Here is a 17,842-nt window from a genome sequence, read left to right on the forward strand (position 1 = left end):
TCAGGATATATAGAGTTAGCATGATAATTGTCTGGAGCAACTCCCTCTTTAATAACTTCTTCTGTTCTCACATTCGGAGATATCGAAAACCTTTTCTCGTCAAAGTTCGGTTCAATATATTCTCTTAACTTAAAACCCATTTGTTGTCACCCCTATTATAATATAATTTTCGATTTTAATAGACTTTTTTATCTATAATATATATATTATATCAATTAATTTATATTTTATGAACAAAAAATAATTTTAAATATTTATTATTTTTTAAATATTTAAATTCCACAAAAATAAATCTTTTAATTATATAAAAAATTTCACTTCACTCATATCGCCAACAACCCTTGAAAACAGATCCATCGCTTGAACGATGTGTTAACGAACTATTTTAAGTTTAGATGTTTCGATTATATAAATATATAAAAAAATATAAGTTTATTACATGAAATAAAAGGTAGAGTTCTTTTTAGAACTCTACCTTTTAGGGTACACTTTAAACTAAAATTATGAGACAATCTCACAATATTTATTTGTCACCAGCACCTGTCTTTTTCTGACTGTTAACTGCATTTGAACCTTTTCCAATATTTTTAACTGATTTCATACTTCCCTTTGCATTAGATCCTTTTGCTTTTTTTGCATCTATAAGTTTTTGCATCATTTCTAGGTTTTTATTCATAATCTATACTCCTCAATGATTCTAGCAATTACTTCTTAGTATTGCCATACATTTCTTTTAATTTCTTTTGAATGTCTTTATCTGCAAGGTATTCATCTAAAGTAGTTTTTCTATCCATTAATCCACCTGGAGTTATTTCAATTATTCTATTTGCAATAGTTTGAATTATTTGGTGGTCATGAGAGTTAAATAACATTACTCCACTAAAACTTTCAAGTCCCTTATTTACAGATGTAATACTTTCTAAGTCTAAGTGGTTAGTTGGGTCATCAAGTATTAAAACGTTAGCATTTGATAACATTAACTTTGATAACATACATCTAACTTTTTCTCCTCCAGATAAAACTTGAGATTGCTTTAAAGCTTCTTCTCCAGAGAATAACATTCTACCTAAGAATCCTCTTATAAAACTTTCACTTTTTTCTTCAGAGTATTGTCTTAACCAGTCAACTAATGAGTATTCAACCCCATCGAAGAATTTGTTATGGTTTTTAGGAAGATAAGCTTGAGAAGTAGTTACTCCCCACTTGAATGTTCCGCTATCAGCAGTATCTTCTCCCATTAATATATTAAATAATGTAGTTGTAGCTATTTCGTCACCCATAAATGCTACTTTATCTTCTCTGTCTAATCTAAAAGATACATTATCAAGTACTTTAACACCATCTATAACTTTAGTTAATCCTTCAACCTCTAAAACGTCATTTCCTATTTCTCTTTCAGGAGTAAATCCAACAAATGGATATCTTCTTCTTGATGGTTGTATATCTTCTAACTCTAATTTTTCTAATTGTTTCTTTCTTGATGTTGCTTGCTTTGCTTTAGATGCATTTGAACTGAATCTTGCAATGAAGTCTTTTAATTGAGCTGCTTTTTCTTCAGTTTTCTTATTTTGATCTTTAGCTAATTGTAATGCTAATTGACTTGATTCATACCAGAAGTCGTAGTTACCAACGTACATTTGGATTTTACCAAAGTCAACGTCAACTATGTTTGTACATATTTGATTTAAGAAATGTCTATCATGTGATACGATTATAACGATAGAATCTTCTAAATCCATTATAAAGTCATTTAACCAGTTTATTGATTGAAAATCTAAGTGATTTGTAGGCTCATCCATTACTAGTATCTCAGGCTTACCAAATAGTGTTTTAGCTAATAACACCTTTACCTTTTCTCCACCAGTTAATTCCTTCATTTGCTTATAATGTGAATCTTTAGATATACCAAGACCCATTAATACTTTTTCTGCATTAGTTTCTGCATCCCATCCATCAAGTTCAGCAAATTCACCTTCAAGTTCAGCAGCTTTTATACCATCTTCTTCACTGAAGTCTTCTTTCATATATAATGCATCTTTTTCTTTCATTATCTCTGAAAGTCTTTCATGACCCATTATAACAACATTTAATACTGTTTCCTCTTCATATTTAAAGTGGTCCTGTCTAAGTACTGACATTCTCTCCTTCTCAGTTATAGAAACATTTCCTGTGTTTGGTTCTATATCTCCAGCTAATATTCTTAGGAAAGTTGATTTTCCTGCACCATTAGCACCTATTATCCCGTAACAATTTCCTTTAGTGAATTTTAAGTTAACATCTTTGAATAACTCTTTATCACCAAATCTAAGTCCAATATTTGTAACTTGTAACATTCGTGTAGTTTCCTTTCTTATTTCTTATTTCTAATTTGTAATTTAATTTTCTATTATACAACATTACTTATAATATAACAAATATTTATTTTAGTCAACTGACTACTGCTTATTTATATGCCTTTTATAGTCTATCTTAAAAAGTATCTTTCATTTATTTATATAACTGTTTGTCTATGTGTTTATTAGCAGGTTTTAATCCACATAGACTTTGCTATTTTTAAAGTTATATTTATTAATTTTATTTTGTGTTATATAGGTTATAAACATGTTGATTTTATTTTTAAATTAACGTCTATACCTTTGCAAAATTACATGCAGGGTATGTACATATCTCACAACTCATACAAAGTCCTCCATGACCATATTTAGCAATATCTGCCTTAGTCAACTTTTCATTTATCAAAATTCTTGGTAAAATAACATCAAATACAGTTATTTTATTGTACATTGCACACCCTGGTATTCCCATTATAGGTGTGTCTTCATGATATGCAAGTAAAAACATAGCACCAGGAAGAATCGGTGAACCATATGTTACTAAATCTGCACCAGTTTCTTTTATAGCAGTCGGTGTTACATCATCTGGGTCTACACTCATCCCGCCTGTGCAACATATAAGTTCTGCTCCTTGTTCTATAAAATCTTTAATAGCTATTTTTATCATTTCTTTATCATCTGAACAAATGGTTTGTCCTATAACTTCACATCCAAACTTGTCTACTTTATCTTTTATTACAGGCCCAAACTTGTCTACTATCCTTTTATGATAAATTTCGTTTCCTGTTACAACTATTCCAACTTTCTTTGGTTTAAACTCTATAATACTTACAATTTTTTTGTCCCCTACTACTTTTTTAGCTTCTTTTAATTTATTTTCATCTATTAATAAAGGTATAACCCTTGTTCCTGCTACTTTAATTCCCTTTTGAACTATAAAGTTATTGTGAAGTGTTGATAGCATTATATCATCTATCATATTTAGCTGTAATAACGTATCTACATCTATTTTTAAAAGACCATCAATTTTAGATATAAAATCTATCTTACCTTCTTTTATTTCACTAAACTCTAAATTATCTCCTGCTATTAAATCCTTTAAGTACGATGCTGCATCATTTTCATGTACCATATCACAGGCTTTTTCCCATACATATAAATGATCTTTACCTAAAGATAAAAGTACCTCTATATCTTCTTCCTTCACTATATGACCTTTTTTAAAAGCTCTTCCTTTAAATTTTCCTGGTATTATTTTTGTGATGTCATGGCATAATACATGACCTATTGAATCTACTGTATTAATTTTTTTCATTTCCCCACACCTAATTTTTTATAATCTTCTTTTGTATCAATATCAAACAACATACTTTCTGAAACATCTATATATTTTATTTTAGAAGTTTTAGTTATTACTTTTTTTCCCTTTTCGTCATTTTTTAGATTTAATAATTCATTCACTTTATTATATGGAAATATAACTGGGTTTCCACTTTTGTTTTTATATCTAGGAATTATTATATATTCTTTATTTTCATTAAAAGTATTTATCATTTTTTCTATGTATTTTGTATCTACAAAAGGCTGATCTCCTACAAAAAACATATATCCATCACTTTTTTTACTATTTAAGATTCCTAGTTTAATAGATTCACTTTGACCTATATTTGCATTTTCATTGTTTACATACTTAAAATCATATTCTTTACTTAAGTTTTTTATTTCATTATATTGGCTTACTACCATAACTTCATTAAAATTTGATTTTTTTACTGCTTCAAATACATACTCTAATATTGGTTTATTATTGTAATTTAGCAAAAGTTTATTTTGACCCATTCTACTTGATAAACCCGATGCCATTATTATCGCTGTAATCATTTTTCTTTTCCTTCTAGTTTAATATAATACAATTAAATAAGAGTACCCAAAGGGGTTACTTTTATTATTTTATGATGTAAATAAATCAAATATATTTTCTAAAGTGCTAGTTGTAGCTTTATAAAGCTCTGTATACTTACATTTAGTACATGTTACTACTGAAAACTTTTTATTTTGAACATCGAGAAATTTAGAAAGCCCACTCCCTGTTGCACATATTTCATCTACTTCATATTCCTTATTTCCGCATTTTGGGCATAGATAATTATTACTCATTTTTTATTCTCCCTTATGATTATATTTTAAATAATTTATAATTTTTTAGTGTTATAAATTATAGTTAAATCGTTTTCATATTTGTTAATTTCATTTATCAATTGTTTAGCAATATTTTTATCATATTTACTTTTAATTCTATTAATTAATAATATCTCTTGTCCACATGCATTTTTAAACAATCCGTCTTTATTCAAGACTATATCAACTAAATTTTTTATATCTACATTATTATTACTTTTTGTTATTCTTTTAAATTCTTTTAATCTATGTATATTATCATCATTTATATCTATACCATAGGATGTTATATCTAATATACCTATAGTTTTTGTACTTTTCTGATATACTACAGGCTCTGTATCATTCCAACCTTTAAGCTTTTTTCCTTTAGAACCATCACCTTCTATAAGTATTAAGTCAAATTTAGGAATTAGCTGTTCTAATTCTTTAAAATCTAATCCTACTATTTTTTTTTCTTTACTTATATGTTTTCCAATTACTGTTATTCCTAAATCTTTTGATATAATTATCTTTCTATCTTCATCTAGCATATGTATATTATCGTAGCTATTCTTATTTGGTATATATATCTTAGTGGTAGTAGTTATTAATACTCTCATCTTATCTTTATATTTATTAGCTATGTAATTTATAAATGATGTTTTCCCACCTGCTCCAACCACTGTTATAATTTCTGTTTTATCTAATTTTATCATATTATAGTTTCCTTATATACAAAAATCCCTAGAATAATTATATCATTATTCTAGGGACTTAAATATATTAGTTACAAACTAATCCAACTTTTATTTTTCCTTGTGCTTGTTCTCTTACGTATAATGAGAATATAGCTTCATAAGTATCTTCACTGTTATCTTGTATATTAATTAATAGTTCATTTATAACTATTAGCATCTTTTCATTATCACAGTAATTAGCATCTATTTCTACAAGTATAATCTGTTTTTTAGCGGTAACCTCTTCGCTAGTTTGTATAGCATTTTCTAATAAATATTTTACTATTTCATCAGTTTTTATACCTTTATCAAACTCACCATATGAATATTTTATACCTTTGTCAGTGCATAATGTTTCTTTAAGGTCACTTAAATCTATGTTTATCATACAAAGATCAGATATAGAATCAAGTAGCATATTTATTATAGCTAATAAAGTATCTGGATTTTCTGTAGATATTTTAAATTCTCTATTTAAATTTACATCATCTTTATTTTCTTTTTGTGCACAGTCAAGACCTATGTTTAAAACTCTTCTTTCTTCGGCCATATAAGCTATAGCATTTACTATTTGTAGTGCTTTTTTATCTTCACTATTATAAGTTAAAAACAATGTATCTACACCATCTAATAATGTTCTTACATAATCTTTATCTACATCTTGGTTTATACTTATTTTTTCTAAATCCATATTATGTGCTACTTTATTAGCTATAGAATCTAAAGTTTTTATACCATCGTCACCTATACCTATTATTTTAGCACTTTCTATTTTGTCTATTGTATTCATTTTATCTCCTTACTAATTAGCTAAATATATTAAGACATATCCTTTAGCAATTTCGAATATTTATTGTTGAAAATTTTAAATAATGGAACTCCTATTATAGTTATTACCATAAATTGTCCAAATCCTACCTGTAATGCAGAAAGAATTAATGGCAATCCAAAAAATACATGTAATACTACTCCGCCTACTATTATAGCATTTACTATTGTTGGCCACAATGACGCTATTAATATATATCCCGGCTTATGCTTCATATTTTTTCCTGTTAAATATACTAAATATACACTTATAAAGGTAGCTAGTGTACCAAATACTATATCAGGCACTCCATAAGGTCCTATTACATTAGCTAAAAAACACCCTATTGTTAAAGCTAATATGTATTCTTTCCCAAGTAGAGGAAGTAATGTCATAACCTCTGCTATTCTAAATTGTATAGGTCCATAACTTATAAATCCTAATACTAAGGTAAGTGCTGCATATATTGCTGCAACTACTCCTATTCTAACTATTTTTTTTGTTTCTTTTATCATAATTCTTTCTCCTAATGTTAATTATTTTTGTAGCCTATCTAACTAGGAAAATTTTCACGTTATAACTTGTCTTCATACAAATAAATAAAACCGTAGTGTATATCTACGGTTTCTTAAACAAAAATTACAACATTGTATAAATGCTTTTTTACCGTAGTTTTATTTACAGACAGGAGGCTTACGAACTGTCTTATTAAGTTTACCTGTGATATTATATAACATAATATCTTTAAACTCAAATTTTTTTATGTTTTTGAATAAATACTGATATCATAATTACTTTAATATTTTTTTAGCTTCAGATATTCTTTGAATCGCTGTTATAAGTATAATAAATGAAAATAAGTTTATTATAACATTCAAATTATTTTTACTTAGCATCATAAGTGAAAACATAATGAAACCTTCACTTCTTTCTGCTACACCCGCTTGATAATAAAATGATTTCACTCCACTTTTTTCACTAACAGCTCCAACTGTTAAAAATATTACCATTGATATCAATATTGACGCTAATAGTATTATTAAATTAAATCTAACATCTACAAATTTCATTCCTATTACAAGTATTATTCCTATCTCAACAATTCTATCAAAAGTTATATCGAGTACTGTACCAAAACTTGACGATGAATTTGTTTTTCGAGCGACCGATCCATCTACTGCATCTAAATATCCTGATATCCATAAAATAATTACTGCAAATATGTTTTTATCAAAATATAATAGTACGGAGGATAGTATTCCAAGTATTAAAGCTAGAATTGTTACATTATTAGCACTTATTTTTAGTTTTATAAAAAAATTTGCTCCACATTCTATAAATGGATTAACATATTTTCTTGCGTGTGTATCTAACATACTTTTTCCTTTCTTCTTTAGTCTATTTCTTTTAGTTTATTATTTAAAATCTTATTTTTGAGTATTATAGATATTATAAAAAGTAATATAAGCATAGCTATAGATGTATAAAACTCTGTACTACTTATATTTACTGACTTTGCTCCTATATTTGTAAATACTGCTATTCCTGGTATTGTTCCAAATAAAGTAGCTCCTAAAAAGTGCTTATATTTAACATTTGTTAAACCTGATCCATAACTTATCACATCAAATGGAAAAAGTGGTATTAATCTTAATAAAAATATTATATAAAAACCATTTTCATTTATTAATTTATCTATGTTAGACAACTTTTCATTAGAAATCTTTTTAACTAAATCATATCCTAAGTACCTCGCTATAAAAAATGCAAGACTCCCTCCTATTAGTGCTCCTATAGTTGTATATATATATCCTTTACAAAATCCAAAAACAAGTCCTGATGCTATAGCTAGTACTGAATCCGGAAAAAATGTCAAAGGAACCAATGCAAACATTATTATATATATAATAGGAGCTAAAATTCCAAAAGAACTTATATATCTTTTTATACTATATATACCTAAATCATTACTGATAAATTTAGTTGTTAACAGTATAAATATAGCTATAAATACTATCATTATCATTTTTTTTAAATTCTTATTCATATGTCCTCCTATTACTTAGTTTATATCTATTGTTCCATGATAGTATACTAGATTGATGTTTTTGAGTAAAATATTTTTTATTTATAATTTCTTTATTAAACATTAAATCTAATACATGAATAGACTTCTTATCTCCTATTAACATAGCTTTTGTGCAAGTTTCACAATAGCATATTATATATTGTGCATTAGTTTGTAAGCATCTTCTTTTTATTTGTTTTATTTTCTTTTCATTATCTATAAATATAGATCCACAGCAATTTGAGTTTTTCTTATTTTTTTCAAACTCTATATAGTTAATCCCCAGATTATCTAATATGAATCTTGAACTTTCATATATTGAATTCTCACCTCTTATGGCACATGAGTCGTGTATAGCAAATTTTATACCTACATCTTTATAATGATTTAGTAAACTTTCATCTATCCCGTTTTCTTTTATTACATCTAATAAAAAAGACACTTTAATATTTTCGCTATTATTCTTAATTGTTTTATAGCAATTAGGACATGCTGTTATTACTTCTTTTATATTATTGTCTTTTAAAGTTTCATCTAATTTTTTATAATATTTATTAAATGATTTATTATCATTTATCATAATGCTCGGTTTGTAGCAACAAGAAAAACTTATACCTATATTTTTTATATGTTTTTTTAAATATTCATATATATTTGAAATTACGTCTTCATTATATCCACTTAAACTACATCCTGGCATAAAAATCACTTCACTATTTTCATTTATAAAAGTTTTATTAAATACTTTGTTTCTACTGTTTATTTGATGAAACTTAAATGATGCTAATCCCATTTAATTACCTCCAACTTAATTTAAATATAAATATGGATTGGCATAAGCCAATCCATACCTATTCTTCCTTTAATTTCACATCTATCTTGCTATTATTTTTTTCATTGTATATTTTCTTTATCATAAAAATTAATATACTTAAAGCAAATAAAGTTAATATTCCCATCATCATTATCTTAACAGAACCCGTTAGCATATCTCCTACATATGAATATACAATAGTAGCAGGAAGTTGGCCTATTCCCGTTGCTATAAAAAATGACATAAAGTTCATAGATGTAAGCCCCGCTGCATAACTTACAAGATCAAATGACATAAATGGTAAAAGTCTTGCTATTAATATAGTGTGTTTTCCATATTTCCGGAAAAACTCATCTACACTATCTAGCGCATATTTGCTTGCAAGCTTTTCTACTACATCTCTTCCTAAGAATTTTGCAATATAAAAGCAAAGAACCGCTCCTGCCATAGCACTAGTCCATGATAAAATTGCACCATAAACCCATCCAAATAAAGCTGCATTTGCAAATGTAATTAAAAATGCAGGAAGTGGAGCTGCCACTGATTGTAGTAACATTAATAAAAATGATATTACTGGTGCTAAAATTCCAAAGGAAAGTATATATTCTTTTATAGCATCCAAGTTAAGCATACTTAAATAAAATACCATTTGATTTACATTTTCTTTAACTACTGGCACAAATAAGTATATACATAAAATTACTAGTACTACTCCTAGCTTTACTAATAATTTTTTTCTTTTATTTTCTATTTTAATCACTCCTAATTTATTTAACTACTTCATTATTGTCATCTGATGCCCATTCGTAGTATGATGCATCATAGTTTCTAATATTTTCATATCCTGCATTTTTAAGAACTAAAGCCATATGAGCAGATCTTATTCCTGCTGTACAATATGTAACTATTTTATCAGTTTTTTCAATGCTATTTTTTTTCATGATTTTTTCTATTTCTTCATTTGACTTTATAGTTCCATCTTCATTATAAAGTTTGTTAAATGGTATATTTATAGCATTAGGTAAATGTCCTCCTCTTGCTTCACCAAATTTAGTAGCACCTTTATACTCATCAATTTCTCTTGTATCTATTATTTTAACATCTTTAAGTTCTTTTTTTAGTTCCTCTGTAGTTATATTCATATCATTAGTTATTTTTTCAACTTTAAAATCACTTACTACTTTTGTTAGTTGTGCTTCGTTTGTTACTTCTTTACTTTCTGATTTCCATAAATCAAATCCACCGTTTAATATTCTTGCATCTATTCCTGCCCTTTGTAGGCACCAAACTATTCTTCCATCTTCTCCCCAACCACTTTGATTTGCATAAACTACAACTTGACTATCTTTACTTATCCCCAGTTCTGCTAAAACCTTTGATAAAGTAGTTTCATCTAATAGTGTACCCCAATCCATATCTCCAGCTTTACCTTCCATTTTAGCTAAGCTTTGCCATGCTACATTTATAGCACCTGGTATATGATCTTTTTTGTAGTCTTTATCACTTCTTCCATCTATTATTACTAGATTTTTATTATCTTTCATATTTTTTTCTAACCAAGATATACTTGTAAAATAATCATTGTTTTCATATGTATAATCATCTTTAGTTGTCGATGCTACTGCTTGTTCATTTTTTGTAGGTTCTGATTCATTTTTAGTTTCTTTGTTATCTTTTGAACATCCCACAAATATACTTCCTACCATTAACATAGATAGCATTATTGCTAATTTTTTATTATTTTTTATATGCATTTTATCCTCCGTAATTATTAGTTTTTATGTATTGCTTAATTATTGTAACATAACTTTAATATAATCTTATGTCTACTTTGGCTTCTTGCTATAGTTATTATATATATATACATACATTCATATAGATTATATCTATATGAATGTATGTATATATATATAATAATTTTTTATAATTTGCAACTCTAACTAAAATTCTTTTTATGATAAATTTAATAAGCTTCCCTAAGTTTTATAGCTAAATTCTTTAACTAACCTATTATTTAATTTTTTGTTTAGCAGTAACATATTTTTGTGAAATTCATATTATAAAATATTAATAGATACAATCTGGAGGGTTTTATGCCTAAAATCAAAAATCTGTATAGACCATGTAACATAGAAAGTCATTGTAACAGCCTTGCTAATCAGTCTCTTATATTAACAACTATATTTGCAGCTATAATATCACAAGAAATTGAAAATGATGATGATTTGGGTCTGCTAGCCTCTTTTTTAGTTGCTCTTGGAGATGAGCTTGCATTATTATCTGTAACAAGAATTGCTTGCAAGGCAAAGTTTGAAGATGAATGCTCTTTACCTGAAGAGATTGAAGATGTTTTTGATAGAGGACTTTCTATTCTAGATTCTACAAAGAAAGCAAGAAAAGTAAAAAGAAAATATATAAAAAAAGTAAAAAAAACACCTAATAAAAAAAGGCTATAGTTATATTTTAACTTATAGTCTTATTTTTTTGAATTTTAGCTTATTATTACAATAAAATACCACCTATTAATACATTGTTTAAAGGTTAAAATATAATTGTAATATTCTATGAAAGGAGAGTCTACTTTTTAATATTAATTTAATTAGTAGAAACTATAAAAATGATTATAAATATTACTGACCAAGCTAAAAGTAAGCTTAATCAAATGTTTATTGAGTTTAATCTTTCTAATAAAATCTTTAGACTATATATTAGAGAGATTAGTGAGTTATCTGGTCCTATTTTTGACATAGCTTTGGATAAGTCTACAGAAGATGATGAAATCTTTAAATGTGATGGTTATAGTATAATTGTAAATAAATATTTAGTTAGTAAAATAACTACTGTAAATATTTATTTTAAGCCTGCTATAAGTAAAAGTGGATTTAGAGTAACTACGGATTTAGAGTGGGCAGAAGAGTATTATGATTGTGAATGGACTCAACCTTTACAACTAATTAATTTAATGTAAAAACAAAAAGCTCCATAGATTCAGTGCTATGGAACTTTTGCTCTTTAAGTGCTTATTATTGATATACTATTTACATAAATCTATGCACATTCTCATAGCTTCTTATAAAATTATATTCTTTATTTATGTTATATTTAATTTTGAGAAGACCAATCAGCTGGATATGTTACGTATATAAATCTAGAATAATCTTTAACTGAGAATTGTATATTACTTCCTTTAGGTATAAGTATTAACTCTCCTGCAGATGCAGACACTGTTCTTCCATCTATTATTATATCTAGAGTTCCTTCTATAACATAGTCTATTTCATCGTAGTCTAGCGTCCAATCAAAAGTTGTTTCTTTCATTTCCATTATTCCACAACCTAACCTTTTACTTTCGTCTAGTGAGAATAAGTCCTTAGTATAAACTATATCATTAGGATTTCCTGTATCTAATCTATTGGATTCATCAACTTTTACCGTTGGGAGTTTTACAGAAGTTACTCCGCTTATATCTTTGCTCCTTATAAAATCTACACTATCTTTAGTTCCATTTATTTTTTCTTCTAATATTTGTCTTACTAGTTGCTCTAATAAGCCTTTATCTATATTTTTTAAATCCATTTTATGCATTCTCCTTTTCTAATGTCTTGTTTGCTATAACCATAGCTAATGCTACTGCGCTTATTCCTCCAACTAATTTTGCAACTATCATTGGAGTTATCATATCCGCATTAAATCCTGCTGTAAATCCTAAGTGATCTCCAAATACGAATGCTGCTGATACACAAAATGCTACGTTTATTATCTTTCCTCTATCATCCATATCTTTCATCATACCAAACATAGGTATACAATTAGCTAAACTTGCAACAAGTCCTGCTGCTGATATATCATTCATTCCAAGTAATTTTCCTAATGCCATTAAAGGTTTGTTAAATACTTTAGTTATAACAAATACTAATGGGAATGCTCCAGCTAAAACTATTGCTATATCTCCAACTATCGCTATTCCTTCATGTATTGGTTTCATACCTGGTATTATAATTATTCCTGTTAATGTTTCAACTATAGCTGCTGCAAGTCCTAACGTTATAACTATAACTACACCTTTTCCAAAGTATGTAAATCCTTTTATCATAGCATTTTCAAACTTCATTAAACCTAATGCTATTACAACTGCAAATATTATTATAGGTACTAAGTTTCTAATAATCATCATAACTGGGAATCCTGCTACTAAACCTCCAACAAATGCTCCTACTGGTATAGTTATTATCCCTGCAAGTATTCCTGTTGCTAAGAATTTTTGATCTTCTTTTTCTATTATTCCAAGTGATACTGGTATTATAAATACTATAGTAGGTCCCATCATAGCCCCTACTATTAGCCCTCCAAATAAACCAGCTTGAGGGTCTTTTGCAAGTTCCATTGCAAGTGGTGCTCCACCCATATCATTTGCAAGTAAACTTCCTGCAAACATAGCAGGGTCTGCTCCTAACATATCAAATACTGGCACTACTACTGGTCTTAATACATCTGCTAAAACTGGTGCTAGACATATAACTCCAACCATAGCAACTGCTAATGACCCCATAGCCATTATACCTTCTTCAAATTGCTCACCTAATCCAAATTTATTTCCTAGGCATTTATCTATAGCTCCAAGTGCCATAAATGCTACCATTACATAAATTATAATTTCATTTATACTCATAGTTCCCCTCCGCTATTATATTAAATTTTTAATTATTTGCTTATCTACTGATGGTATTATTGATATATTTATTATCTCTTTAGAATTTAGCATACTTTTACCTTCACCTATACCTACTTCTAAGCTACTTAAGTCTCCAGCTACTATATATACTAATTTACCTCCTATCGCAAAAGATAATTGTAGTTTTAAAAGAACTACATCACTAGATTTTAATGTTTTATCTAGTGATTTTATTCCTGCACATACTTTACTAGTTTCCATTACTGCAATAGATGTTATATTTTCTATAGGTTTGTACTTATGTTTAAGTCCATTTACTATATCTTCATGTACAGCATTTATTATAAAATTATCAACGATGTATCCACTACCTCTATATAATCCACAATCTACACACTCTTTTACTTGTGATGTTTCTCCAGCTATTATTATTAAAAACTTGCCTGGACATATGCTTTTTAAATATAGTACCTCAACAAAGCACTTTTTTACCATATCATTAGATACTTCTATTCCTTTAGCTATACTTTTAAACTCTATAGCTCCAATACTTTTACTCATCACAAACCTCAAGTGAGTCAACTATTCCAACAATTGTTGCATCTACGGGAGTATTCTTGTTTTCTAATGACTCTCTAGCTGCAGACCCTTTACTTATAAGAACTAAGTCTCCATTTCCTGCACCTGCATTATCTGCTGCCACTAAAAAACCTTCCTTATACGTATCTTTAGTTGCTAAAAGTTTTACAATTAAAAAAGTTTGTCCATTTAATTTTTCATCTTTCCTTGTAGCCCATACATTTCCAACTATTTTTCCTATTTCCATAAAATTACCTCTACTATGCTCTTTTTAGTTTTAAGTGATGTATTCTTATAAAATCAGTAGCTAATGGTGTTACTATACTTTTTTTACCAACCATAATAGTTTTAACTCCATTTATTTGAGGCTTTCTCAAATCACATTCAGATATAAGTTTTTTATTTCTTAAATCTAAGCTAAATTCATCATTTACCTTAAATACGTCTTTTTTAACTTCTACTTTCCCAACAGTATCCTTATTTTGAGAAGTTATAAAAGATATATCTTTTATAATTTCTACCCCAAATTTCTTTAATTCTTCTTCATAAGCTAAGTATTTATTATATAATGCTTTTGGGGCCGTTTCTTTATATCTCTTATATTCGATTCCTTCATCTAATATATAAACTTTTTTACCCTTCATAAGCATTTTTAATATAAATCTTTCTTCATCTGATGTACTATTTCCAAGTGCTAAATTACAAAGCCCCCTCATGCAAAGCTTAGATACAATAAGTATTTCACAGTCTCTCAAATCTTTCTCAAAATGTAGTATATCAAATTCATTATTTAACATATCAAATTTAGCTTTATTATCTTCCCATAATAAAACAGCTTTAGCTTTATTAGTAACTTCATTGTTATTTAATTTTTTGTATATCTCTTCTACTATAAGATTTACAATATTATCATAGTTCACAATTTTTCCTCCCTAGAGGTTATTTTTTAATTATTTTTGCAATGGTTTCTTTAGTATATCCACAAGCATTAGCTTCATCATAATCTATGTGCATATTAGTTTTAAATCTTTCATTTACTCTAACCACTACATCATCAAATATAAGAGGTCTAGATCCAAATACTTTGATTTGAACTATTTCATTATCATATACATTAAATTTAGTTGCATCTTGTGGTGTTATATGGATATGCCTTTTAGCAATCATAAGACCTTTATCTAAATTGACTTCTCCATGTTGTGTAGAAATTTTAATTCCTAAAGTTCCGTTTAAATCTCCACTTTGCTTTATAGGAGCCTTTAGTCCTAATAATGAACTATCAGTTAAAGATACTTCTACTTGAGTTTCTTTTCTACAAGGTCCTAAAACTATAACATTTTTTATACTTCCTTTAGGTCCAGTTATCGTTACTCTTTCTTTGCAAGCATATTGCCCTGGCTGAGATAAATCTCTTAACTTTGTAAGAGTATAACCTTTTCCAAATAAGCTTTCTACTTCTTTTTCACTCAAATGTACATGTCTTCCTGATGCTTCTACTTCTATAAAGACTTCTTTTTTAACTCTCTTTACTACTTCTTCTACTACTTCATTTAATAGACTTTGCATAAATGTCCTCCAACTACTTGTATTTGCCCGTTCTTATTTTATAAATCATAATCCAGAACACTGATGATAGTCTATTTAATGCTCTTATTAAATCTTCTCTTTCAACCTGTCCATATTCACCTTTAAATGCTTCATATGCCGCAATCTCAACTTCTCTAGTATTGCTTCTTATGCTATTTATACAAATTGCAACCTCTCCCATTTCATAAGCTGGGAATTCATGACCTATTCCAAAGTATTTTTTAGGATTATGAGACTGTTCTCTTAATTCTTTAGGAGTCATTCCTAAAAGAGTAAAATCACCTAAAGCTTCTTCTAACACTTCACATCTCATTATATTTCTTACAAAATCTAATATTTCTTGTAAGTCTTTTGTTAACTTCGGCATATTATTTTTTTGACATAGAATTTGAGATTCTAAAATCTTAGATTCTAGCGAATCTATTTTACCTCTCAATACTATTCTTTTATGATTTTTAAATACTAATAGATTTCCTTTTAAATGTGTCATATGCTCTGGTTTTTCATCTAAATCAGCACCAAATACTGTAGTGTATTTATATGTTTTTTCTTTTATAACTTCTTTTACAACTTCCTTAATAGTATTATTTTCACTTGAAAGATCATCTACATATTTTAAAATGATATTTTTTTCTGCTAAATAAGATTTTGCTGAAGGAGTTATTAGCTGACCTTTTTGAATACAAAATTCTGTCATTTTTTCATCTCTATTTTTCCCTATTACTCTTCTTACTTCATTTTCTGTTAGAACACCCATTTATCACATCTCCTATCAGATGGATAAAATGTGCTACCGTATTTAGTAGCACATTTTTATCAGAATTAACTTATATATTATGTTTTAATTATTGAGCAGCTACTTTTGGTAATATAGCATCTACTTCAAAATGTGGTCTTGGTATAACGTGAACTGATACTAATTCTCCAACTCTTTCAGCAGCAGCAGCTCCTGCATCTGTAGCAGCTTTAACAGCTCCAACATCTCCTCTTACCATTACTGTTACTAATCCTCCACCCACTTGCTCTTTTCCTACTAATTGAACATTTGCAGCCTTAACCATTGCATCTGCTGCTTCTATTGCTCCTACTAATCCTTTAGTTTCTATCATTCCTAATGCGTTTGCATTTGCCATAACAATTACCTCCAAAATTTTATATTAATATTTTTTTAATTTATTTTTTAATTACTACATTTTCACGATATAGTGACAATGTAGATTATTCACTATAATTTGTATATTTTATATACTTTAATTAGTTTAATTCTTGTACTATCTTTTTTACTAATAAGTTTATTAATTCTTCTTTATCCATTGATTCAAACTTTGAAGTTTCAATTTTAGGTTCGCTTCCTCTAAGTTCTTCTATTTCTTTAACTCCATATGCAATCTTTTTTATATTTATAAGATCAAGTGGTCCTATATTGTTTGAAGTTGAACTTCCACCTATTGCTCCACAACCTAGCGTTAAAGCTGGTATTAAATTAGTCGAACCACCTATTCCACCAAGTGCTGATGGTGTATTTACAAGTATTCTAGATACTGGCATATTAAGTGCAAATTTCTTTACTAATTCTTCATCATTTGCGTGCATTGAGAAAGTATGCCCTGCACCTTCATTTAGTAAAATTTCTCTAGACCTATTAATTACAGCTTCTACATTTTCTTCTACATAAAATGTAAGAATTGGTGTAAGCTTTTCTCTAGAGTAAGCTACGTTATGTCCAACTTTATTTTCTCTTGCTATTAAAACTCTGCTACTTTTAGGTACATTGTTTAATTTAGCTAAGTCACATATTGTTTGAACACTTTTACCAACTATTTGTGGATTCATAGTTCCATTTGCTCTCATTATAAACTTAGATAAAATTTCACTTTCTTCTTCATTTAAGAAGTAAGCATCTTGGTTTTTAAGTTCATTTACAACAGTTTCTTCCATACATTTTTCTACTACTATTGATTGTTCTGATGCACATATAGTACCATTGTCAAAAGTTTTTGAATCTAATATTCTTTTAACTGCTAATTTAACATTTGCACTTTTATCTATAAAAGCTGGTCCATTTCCAGGTCCAACACCTATAG

At 27.8% G+C, this 17,842-nt stretch carries 24 protein-coding genes; 2 read left to right on the forward strand and 22 right to left on the reverse strand.

Annotated features, from left to right (window positions below; genetic code table 11):
* Positions 1-523: 523 nt before the first annotated feature.
* From AC11VW_RS01335 to AC11VW_RS01395, 13 genes are all read right to left on the reverse strand, one after another.
* Positions 524-676 carry a hypothetical protein gene (locus tag AC11VW_RS01335; RefSeq protein ID WP_484299593.1) on the reverse strand — a complete coding sequence of 51 codons (153 nt, stop codon included), beginning with the start codon at positions 674-676 and terminating at the stop codon, positions 524-526.
* A 28-nt stretch (positions 677-704) separates the two neighbouring features.
* Positions 705-2,333, reverse strand: coding sequence for an ABC-F family ATP-binding cassette domain-containing protein (locus AC11VW_RS01340; protein WP_484299594.1), 1,629 nt, complete (start codon positions 2,331-2,333; stop codon positions 705-707).
* 295 nt (positions 2,334-2,628) lie between these two features.
* Positions 2,629-3,648: a molybdopterin-binding protein gene (locus tag AC11VW_RS01345; protein ID WP_484299595.1), complete on the reverse strand. Its 1,020-nt coding sequence runs from the start codon at positions 3,646-3,648 to the stop codon at positions 2,629-2,631.
* Positions 3,645-4,214, reverse strand: a complete 570-nt coding sequence (gene mocA, locus AC11VW_RS01350; protein WP_484299596.1) for a molybdenum cofactor cytidylyltransferase — start codon at positions 4,212-4,214, stop codon at positions 3,645-3,647. The genes AC11VW_RS01345 and mocA overlap by 4 nt, the downstream gene beginning before the upstream one ends.
* A 69-nt stretch (positions 4,215-4,283) precedes the next feature.
* Positions 4,284-4,490 carry a zinc ribbon domain-containing protein gene (locus tag AC11VW_RS01355; protein WP_484299597.1) on the reverse strand — a complete coding sequence of 69 codons (207 nt, stop codon included), beginning with the start codon at positions 4,488-4,490 and terminating at the stop codon, positions 4,284-4,286.
* A gap of 35 nt (positions 4,491-4,525) precedes the next feature.
* Positions 4,526-5,209, reverse strand: a complete 684-nt coding sequence (gene yqeC / locus AC11VW_RS01360) for a selenium cofactor biosynthesis protein YqeC (RefSeq protein WP_484299598.1) — start codon at positions 5,207-5,209, stop codon at positions 4,526-4,528.
* A gap of 67 nt (positions 5,210-5,276) precedes the next feature.
* Entirely contained in the window at positions 5,277-6,020 is a 744-nt protein-coding gene (locus AC11VW_RS01365) for a cell division protein (protein WP_484299599.1), read from the reverse strand.
* 29 nt (positions 6,021-6,049) lie between these two features.
* Positions 6,050-6,553, reverse strand: coding sequence for a QueT transporter family protein (locus AC11VW_RS01370; protein ID WP_484299600.1), 504 nt, complete (start codon positions 6,551-6,553; stop codon positions 6,050-6,052).
* 276 nt (positions 6,554-6,829) lie between these two features.
* Complete coding sequence (locus tag AC11VW_RS01375) at positions 6,830-7,414, reverse strand: CDP-alcohol phosphatidyltransferase family protein (protein WP_484299601.1); 585 nt, start codon at positions 7,412-7,414, stop codon at positions 6,830-6,832.
* A gap of 17 nt (positions 7,415-7,431) precedes the next feature.
* Positions 7,432-8,085 (reverse strand): TVP38/TMEM64 family protein, encoded by a 654-nt coding sequence (locus AC11VW_RS01380; protein WP_484299602.1) that lies wholly within the window; start codon positions 8,083-8,085, stop codon positions 7,432-7,434.
* Positions 8,078-8,899 carry a heterodisulfide reductase-related iron-sulfur binding cluster gene (locus tag AC11VW_RS01385; RefSeq protein ID WP_484299603.1) on the reverse strand — a complete coding sequence of 274 codons (822 nt, stop codon included), beginning with the start codon at positions 8,897-8,899 and terminating at the stop codon, positions 8,078-8,080. Before AC11VW_RS01385 ends, AC11VW_RS01380 begins: the two co-directional genes overlap by 8 nt.
* A 58-nt stretch (positions 8,900-8,957) precedes the next feature.
* Positions 8,958-9,680, reverse strand: coding sequence for a TVP38/TMEM64 family protein (locus tag AC11VW_RS01390; RefSeq protein WP_484299604.1), 723 nt, complete (start codon positions 9,678-9,680; stop codon positions 8,958-8,960).
* A gap of 7 nt (positions 9,681-9,687) precedes the next feature.
* Entirely contained in the window at positions 9,688-10,674 is a 987-nt protein-coding gene (locus AC11VW_RS01395) for a sulfurtransferase (protein ID WP_484299605.1), read from the reverse strand.
* A 339-nt stretch (positions 10,675-11,013) separates the two neighbouring features.
* On the opposite strand from AC11VW_RS01395, the gene AC11VW_RS01400 reads away from it, so the two are divergent.
* Together AC11VW_RS01400 and AC11VW_RS01405 are read left to right on the forward strand one after the other, a co-directional pair.
* Positions 11,014-11,376: a hypothetical protein gene (locus tag AC11VW_RS01400; protein WP_484299606.1), complete on the forward strand. Its 363-nt coding sequence runs from the start codon at positions 11,014-11,016 to the stop codon at positions 11,374-11,376.
* A gap of 161 nt (positions 11,377-11,537) precedes the next feature.
* The gene (locus AC11VW_RS01405; protein ID WP_484299607.1) at positions 11,538-11,888 is read left to right on the forward strand and encodes a hypothetical protein; all 351 of its coding nucleotides are present in this window, start codon (positions 11,538-11,540) and stop codon (positions 11,886-11,888) included.
* 134 nt (positions 11,889-12,022) lie between these two features.
* Here the strand turns inward: AC11VW_RS01405 and AC11VW_RS01410 are convergent, their stop codons facing one another.
* From AC11VW_RS01410 to AC11VW_RS01450, 9 genes are all read right to left on the reverse strand, one after another.
* Positions 12,023-12,496, reverse strand: coding sequence for a cupin domain-containing protein (locus AC11VW_RS01410; RefSeq protein ID WP_484299608.1), 474 nt, complete (start codon positions 12,494-12,496; stop codon positions 12,023-12,025).
* A 1-nt stretch (position 12,497) separates the two neighbouring features.
* Positions 12,498-13,589: an ethanolamine utilization protein EutH gene (eutH, locus tag AC11VW_RS01415; protein WP_484299609.1), complete on the reverse strand. Its 1,092-nt coding sequence runs from the start codon at positions 13,587-13,589 to the stop codon at positions 12,498-12,500.
* A gap of 15 nt (positions 13,590-13,604) precedes the next feature.
* Positions 13,605-14,153 (reverse strand): BMC domain-containing protein, encoded by a 549-nt coding sequence (locus AC11VW_RS01420; RefSeq protein WP_484299610.1) that lies wholly within the window; start codon positions 14,151-14,153, stop codon positions 13,605-13,607.
* A complete protein-coding gene (locus AC11VW_RS01425) occupies positions 14,146-14,418 on the reverse strand; it encodes a EutN/CcmL family microcompartment protein (RefSeq protein ID WP_484299611.1) in 273 nt (90 codons plus the stop codon). Before AC11VW_RS01425 ends, AC11VW_RS01420 begins: the two co-directional genes overlap by 8 nt.
* A gap of 13 nt (positions 14,419-14,431) precedes the next feature.
* Positions 14,432-15,091, reverse strand: coding sequence for a TIGR02536 family ethanolamine utilization protein (locus AC11VW_RS01430; protein ID WP_484299612.1), 660 nt, complete (start codon positions 15,089-15,091; stop codon positions 14,432-14,434).
* Positions 15,092-15,110: 19 nt separating this feature from the next.
* Entirely contained in the window at positions 15,111-15,737 is a 627-nt protein-coding gene (gene eutD / locus AC11VW_RS01435; RefSeq protein ID WP_484299613.1) for an ethanolamine utilization phosphate acetyltransferase EutD, read from the reverse strand.
* 13 nt (positions 15,738-15,750) lie between these two features.
* Complete coding sequence (locus AC11VW_RS01440) at positions 15,751-16,515, reverse strand: cobalamin adenosyltransferase (RefSeq protein ID WP_484299614.1); 765 nt, start codon at positions 16,513-16,515, stop codon at positions 15,751-15,753.
* A gap of 88 nt (positions 16,516-16,603) precedes the next feature.
* A complete protein-coding gene (gene eutM, locus AC11VW_RS01445) occupies positions 16,604-16,891 on the reverse strand; it encodes an ethanolamine utilization microcompartment protein EutM (RefSeq protein WP_484299615.1) in 288 nt (95 codons plus the stop codon).
* Between the two features lie 121 nt (positions 16,892-17,012).
* Positions 17,013-17,842: aldehyde dehydrogenase family protein (locus AC11VW_RS01450; protein WP_484299616.1), on the reverse strand; the 830-nt coding region annotated here is incomplete at its 5' end.

It is taken from the genome of Romboutsia sp., assembly GCF_056995035.1.

Coding starts and splice junctions, on each gene's coding strand:
- AC11VW_RS01335 (WP_484299593.1), bottom strand. CDS start 676: ATGAATAAAAACCTAGAAATGATGCAAAAACTTATAGATGCAAAAAAA.
- AC11VW_RS01340 (WP_484299594.1), bottom strand. CDS start 2,333: ATGTTACAAGTTACAAATATTGGACTTAGATTTGGTGATAAAGAGTTA.
- AC11VW_RS01345 (WP_484299595.1), bottom strand. CDS start 3,648: ATGAAAAAAATTAATACAGTAGATTCAATAGGTCATGTATTATGCCAT.
- mocA (WP_484299596.1), bottom strand. CDS start 4,214: ATGATTACAGCGATAATAATGGCATCGGGTTTATCAAGTAGAATGGGT.
- AC11VW_RS01355 (WP_484299597.1), bottom strand. CDS start 4,490: ATGAGTAATAATTATCTATGCCCAAAATGCGGAAATAAGGAATATGAA.
- yqeC (WP_484299598.1), bottom strand. CDS start 5,209: ATGATAAAATTAGATAAAACAGAAATTATAACAGTGGTTGGAGCAGGT.
- AC11VW_RS01365 (WP_484299599.1), bottom strand. CDS start 6,020: ATGAATACAATAGACAAAATAGAAAGTGCTAAAATAATAGGTATAGGT.
- AC11VW_RS01370 (WP_484299600.1), bottom strand. CDS start 6,553: ATGATAAAAGAAACAAAAAAAATAGTTAGAATAGGAGTAGTTGCAGCA.
- AC11VW_RS01375 (WP_484299601.1), bottom strand. CDS start 7,414: ATGTTAGATACACACGCAAGAAAATATGTTAATCCATTTATAGAATGT.
- AC11VW_RS01380 (WP_484299602.1), bottom strand. CDS start 8,085: ATGAATAAGAATTTAAAAAAAATGATAATGATAGTATTTATAGCTATA.
- AC11VW_RS01385 (WP_484299603.1), bottom strand. CDS start 8,899: ATGGGATTAGCATCATTTAAGTTTCATCAAATAAACAGTAGAAACAAA.
- AC11VW_RS01395 (WP_484299605.1), bottom strand. CDS start 10,674: ATGCATATAAAAAATAATAAAAAATTAGCAATAATGCTATCTATGTTA.
- AC11VW_RS01400 (WP_484299606.1), top strand. CDS start 11,014: ATGCCTAAAATCAAAAATCTGTATAGACCATGTAACATAGAAAGTCAT.
- AC11VW_RS01405 (WP_484299607.1), top strand. CDS start 11,538: ATGATTATAAATATTACTGACCAAGCTAAAAGTAAGCTTAATCAAATG.
- AC11VW_RS01410 (WP_484299608.1), bottom strand. CDS start 12,496: ATGGATTTAAAAAATATAGATAAAGGCTTATTAGAGCAACTAGTAAGA.
- eutH (WP_484299609.1), bottom strand. CDS start 13,589: ATGAGTATAAATGAAATTATAATTTATGTAATGGTAGCATTTATGGCA.
- AC11VW_RS01420 (WP_484299610.1), bottom strand. CDS start 14,153: ATGAGTAAAAGTATTGGAGCTATAGAGTTTAAAAGTATAGCTAAAGGA.
- AC11VW_RS01425 (WP_484299611.1), bottom strand. CDS start 14,418: ATGGAAATAGGAAAAATAGTTGGAAATGTATGGGCTACAAGGAAAGAT.
- eutD (WP_484299613.1), bottom strand. CDS start 15,737: ATGCAAAGTCTATTAAATGAAGTAGTAGAAGAAGTAGTAAAGAGAGTT.
- AC11VW_RS01440 (WP_484299614.1), bottom strand. CDS start 16,515: ATGGGTGTTCTAACAGAAAATGAAGTAAGAAGAGTAATAGGGAAAAAT.
- eutM (WP_484299615.1), bottom strand. CDS start 16,891: ATGGCAAATGCAAACGCATTAGGAATGATAGAAACTAAAGGATTAGTA.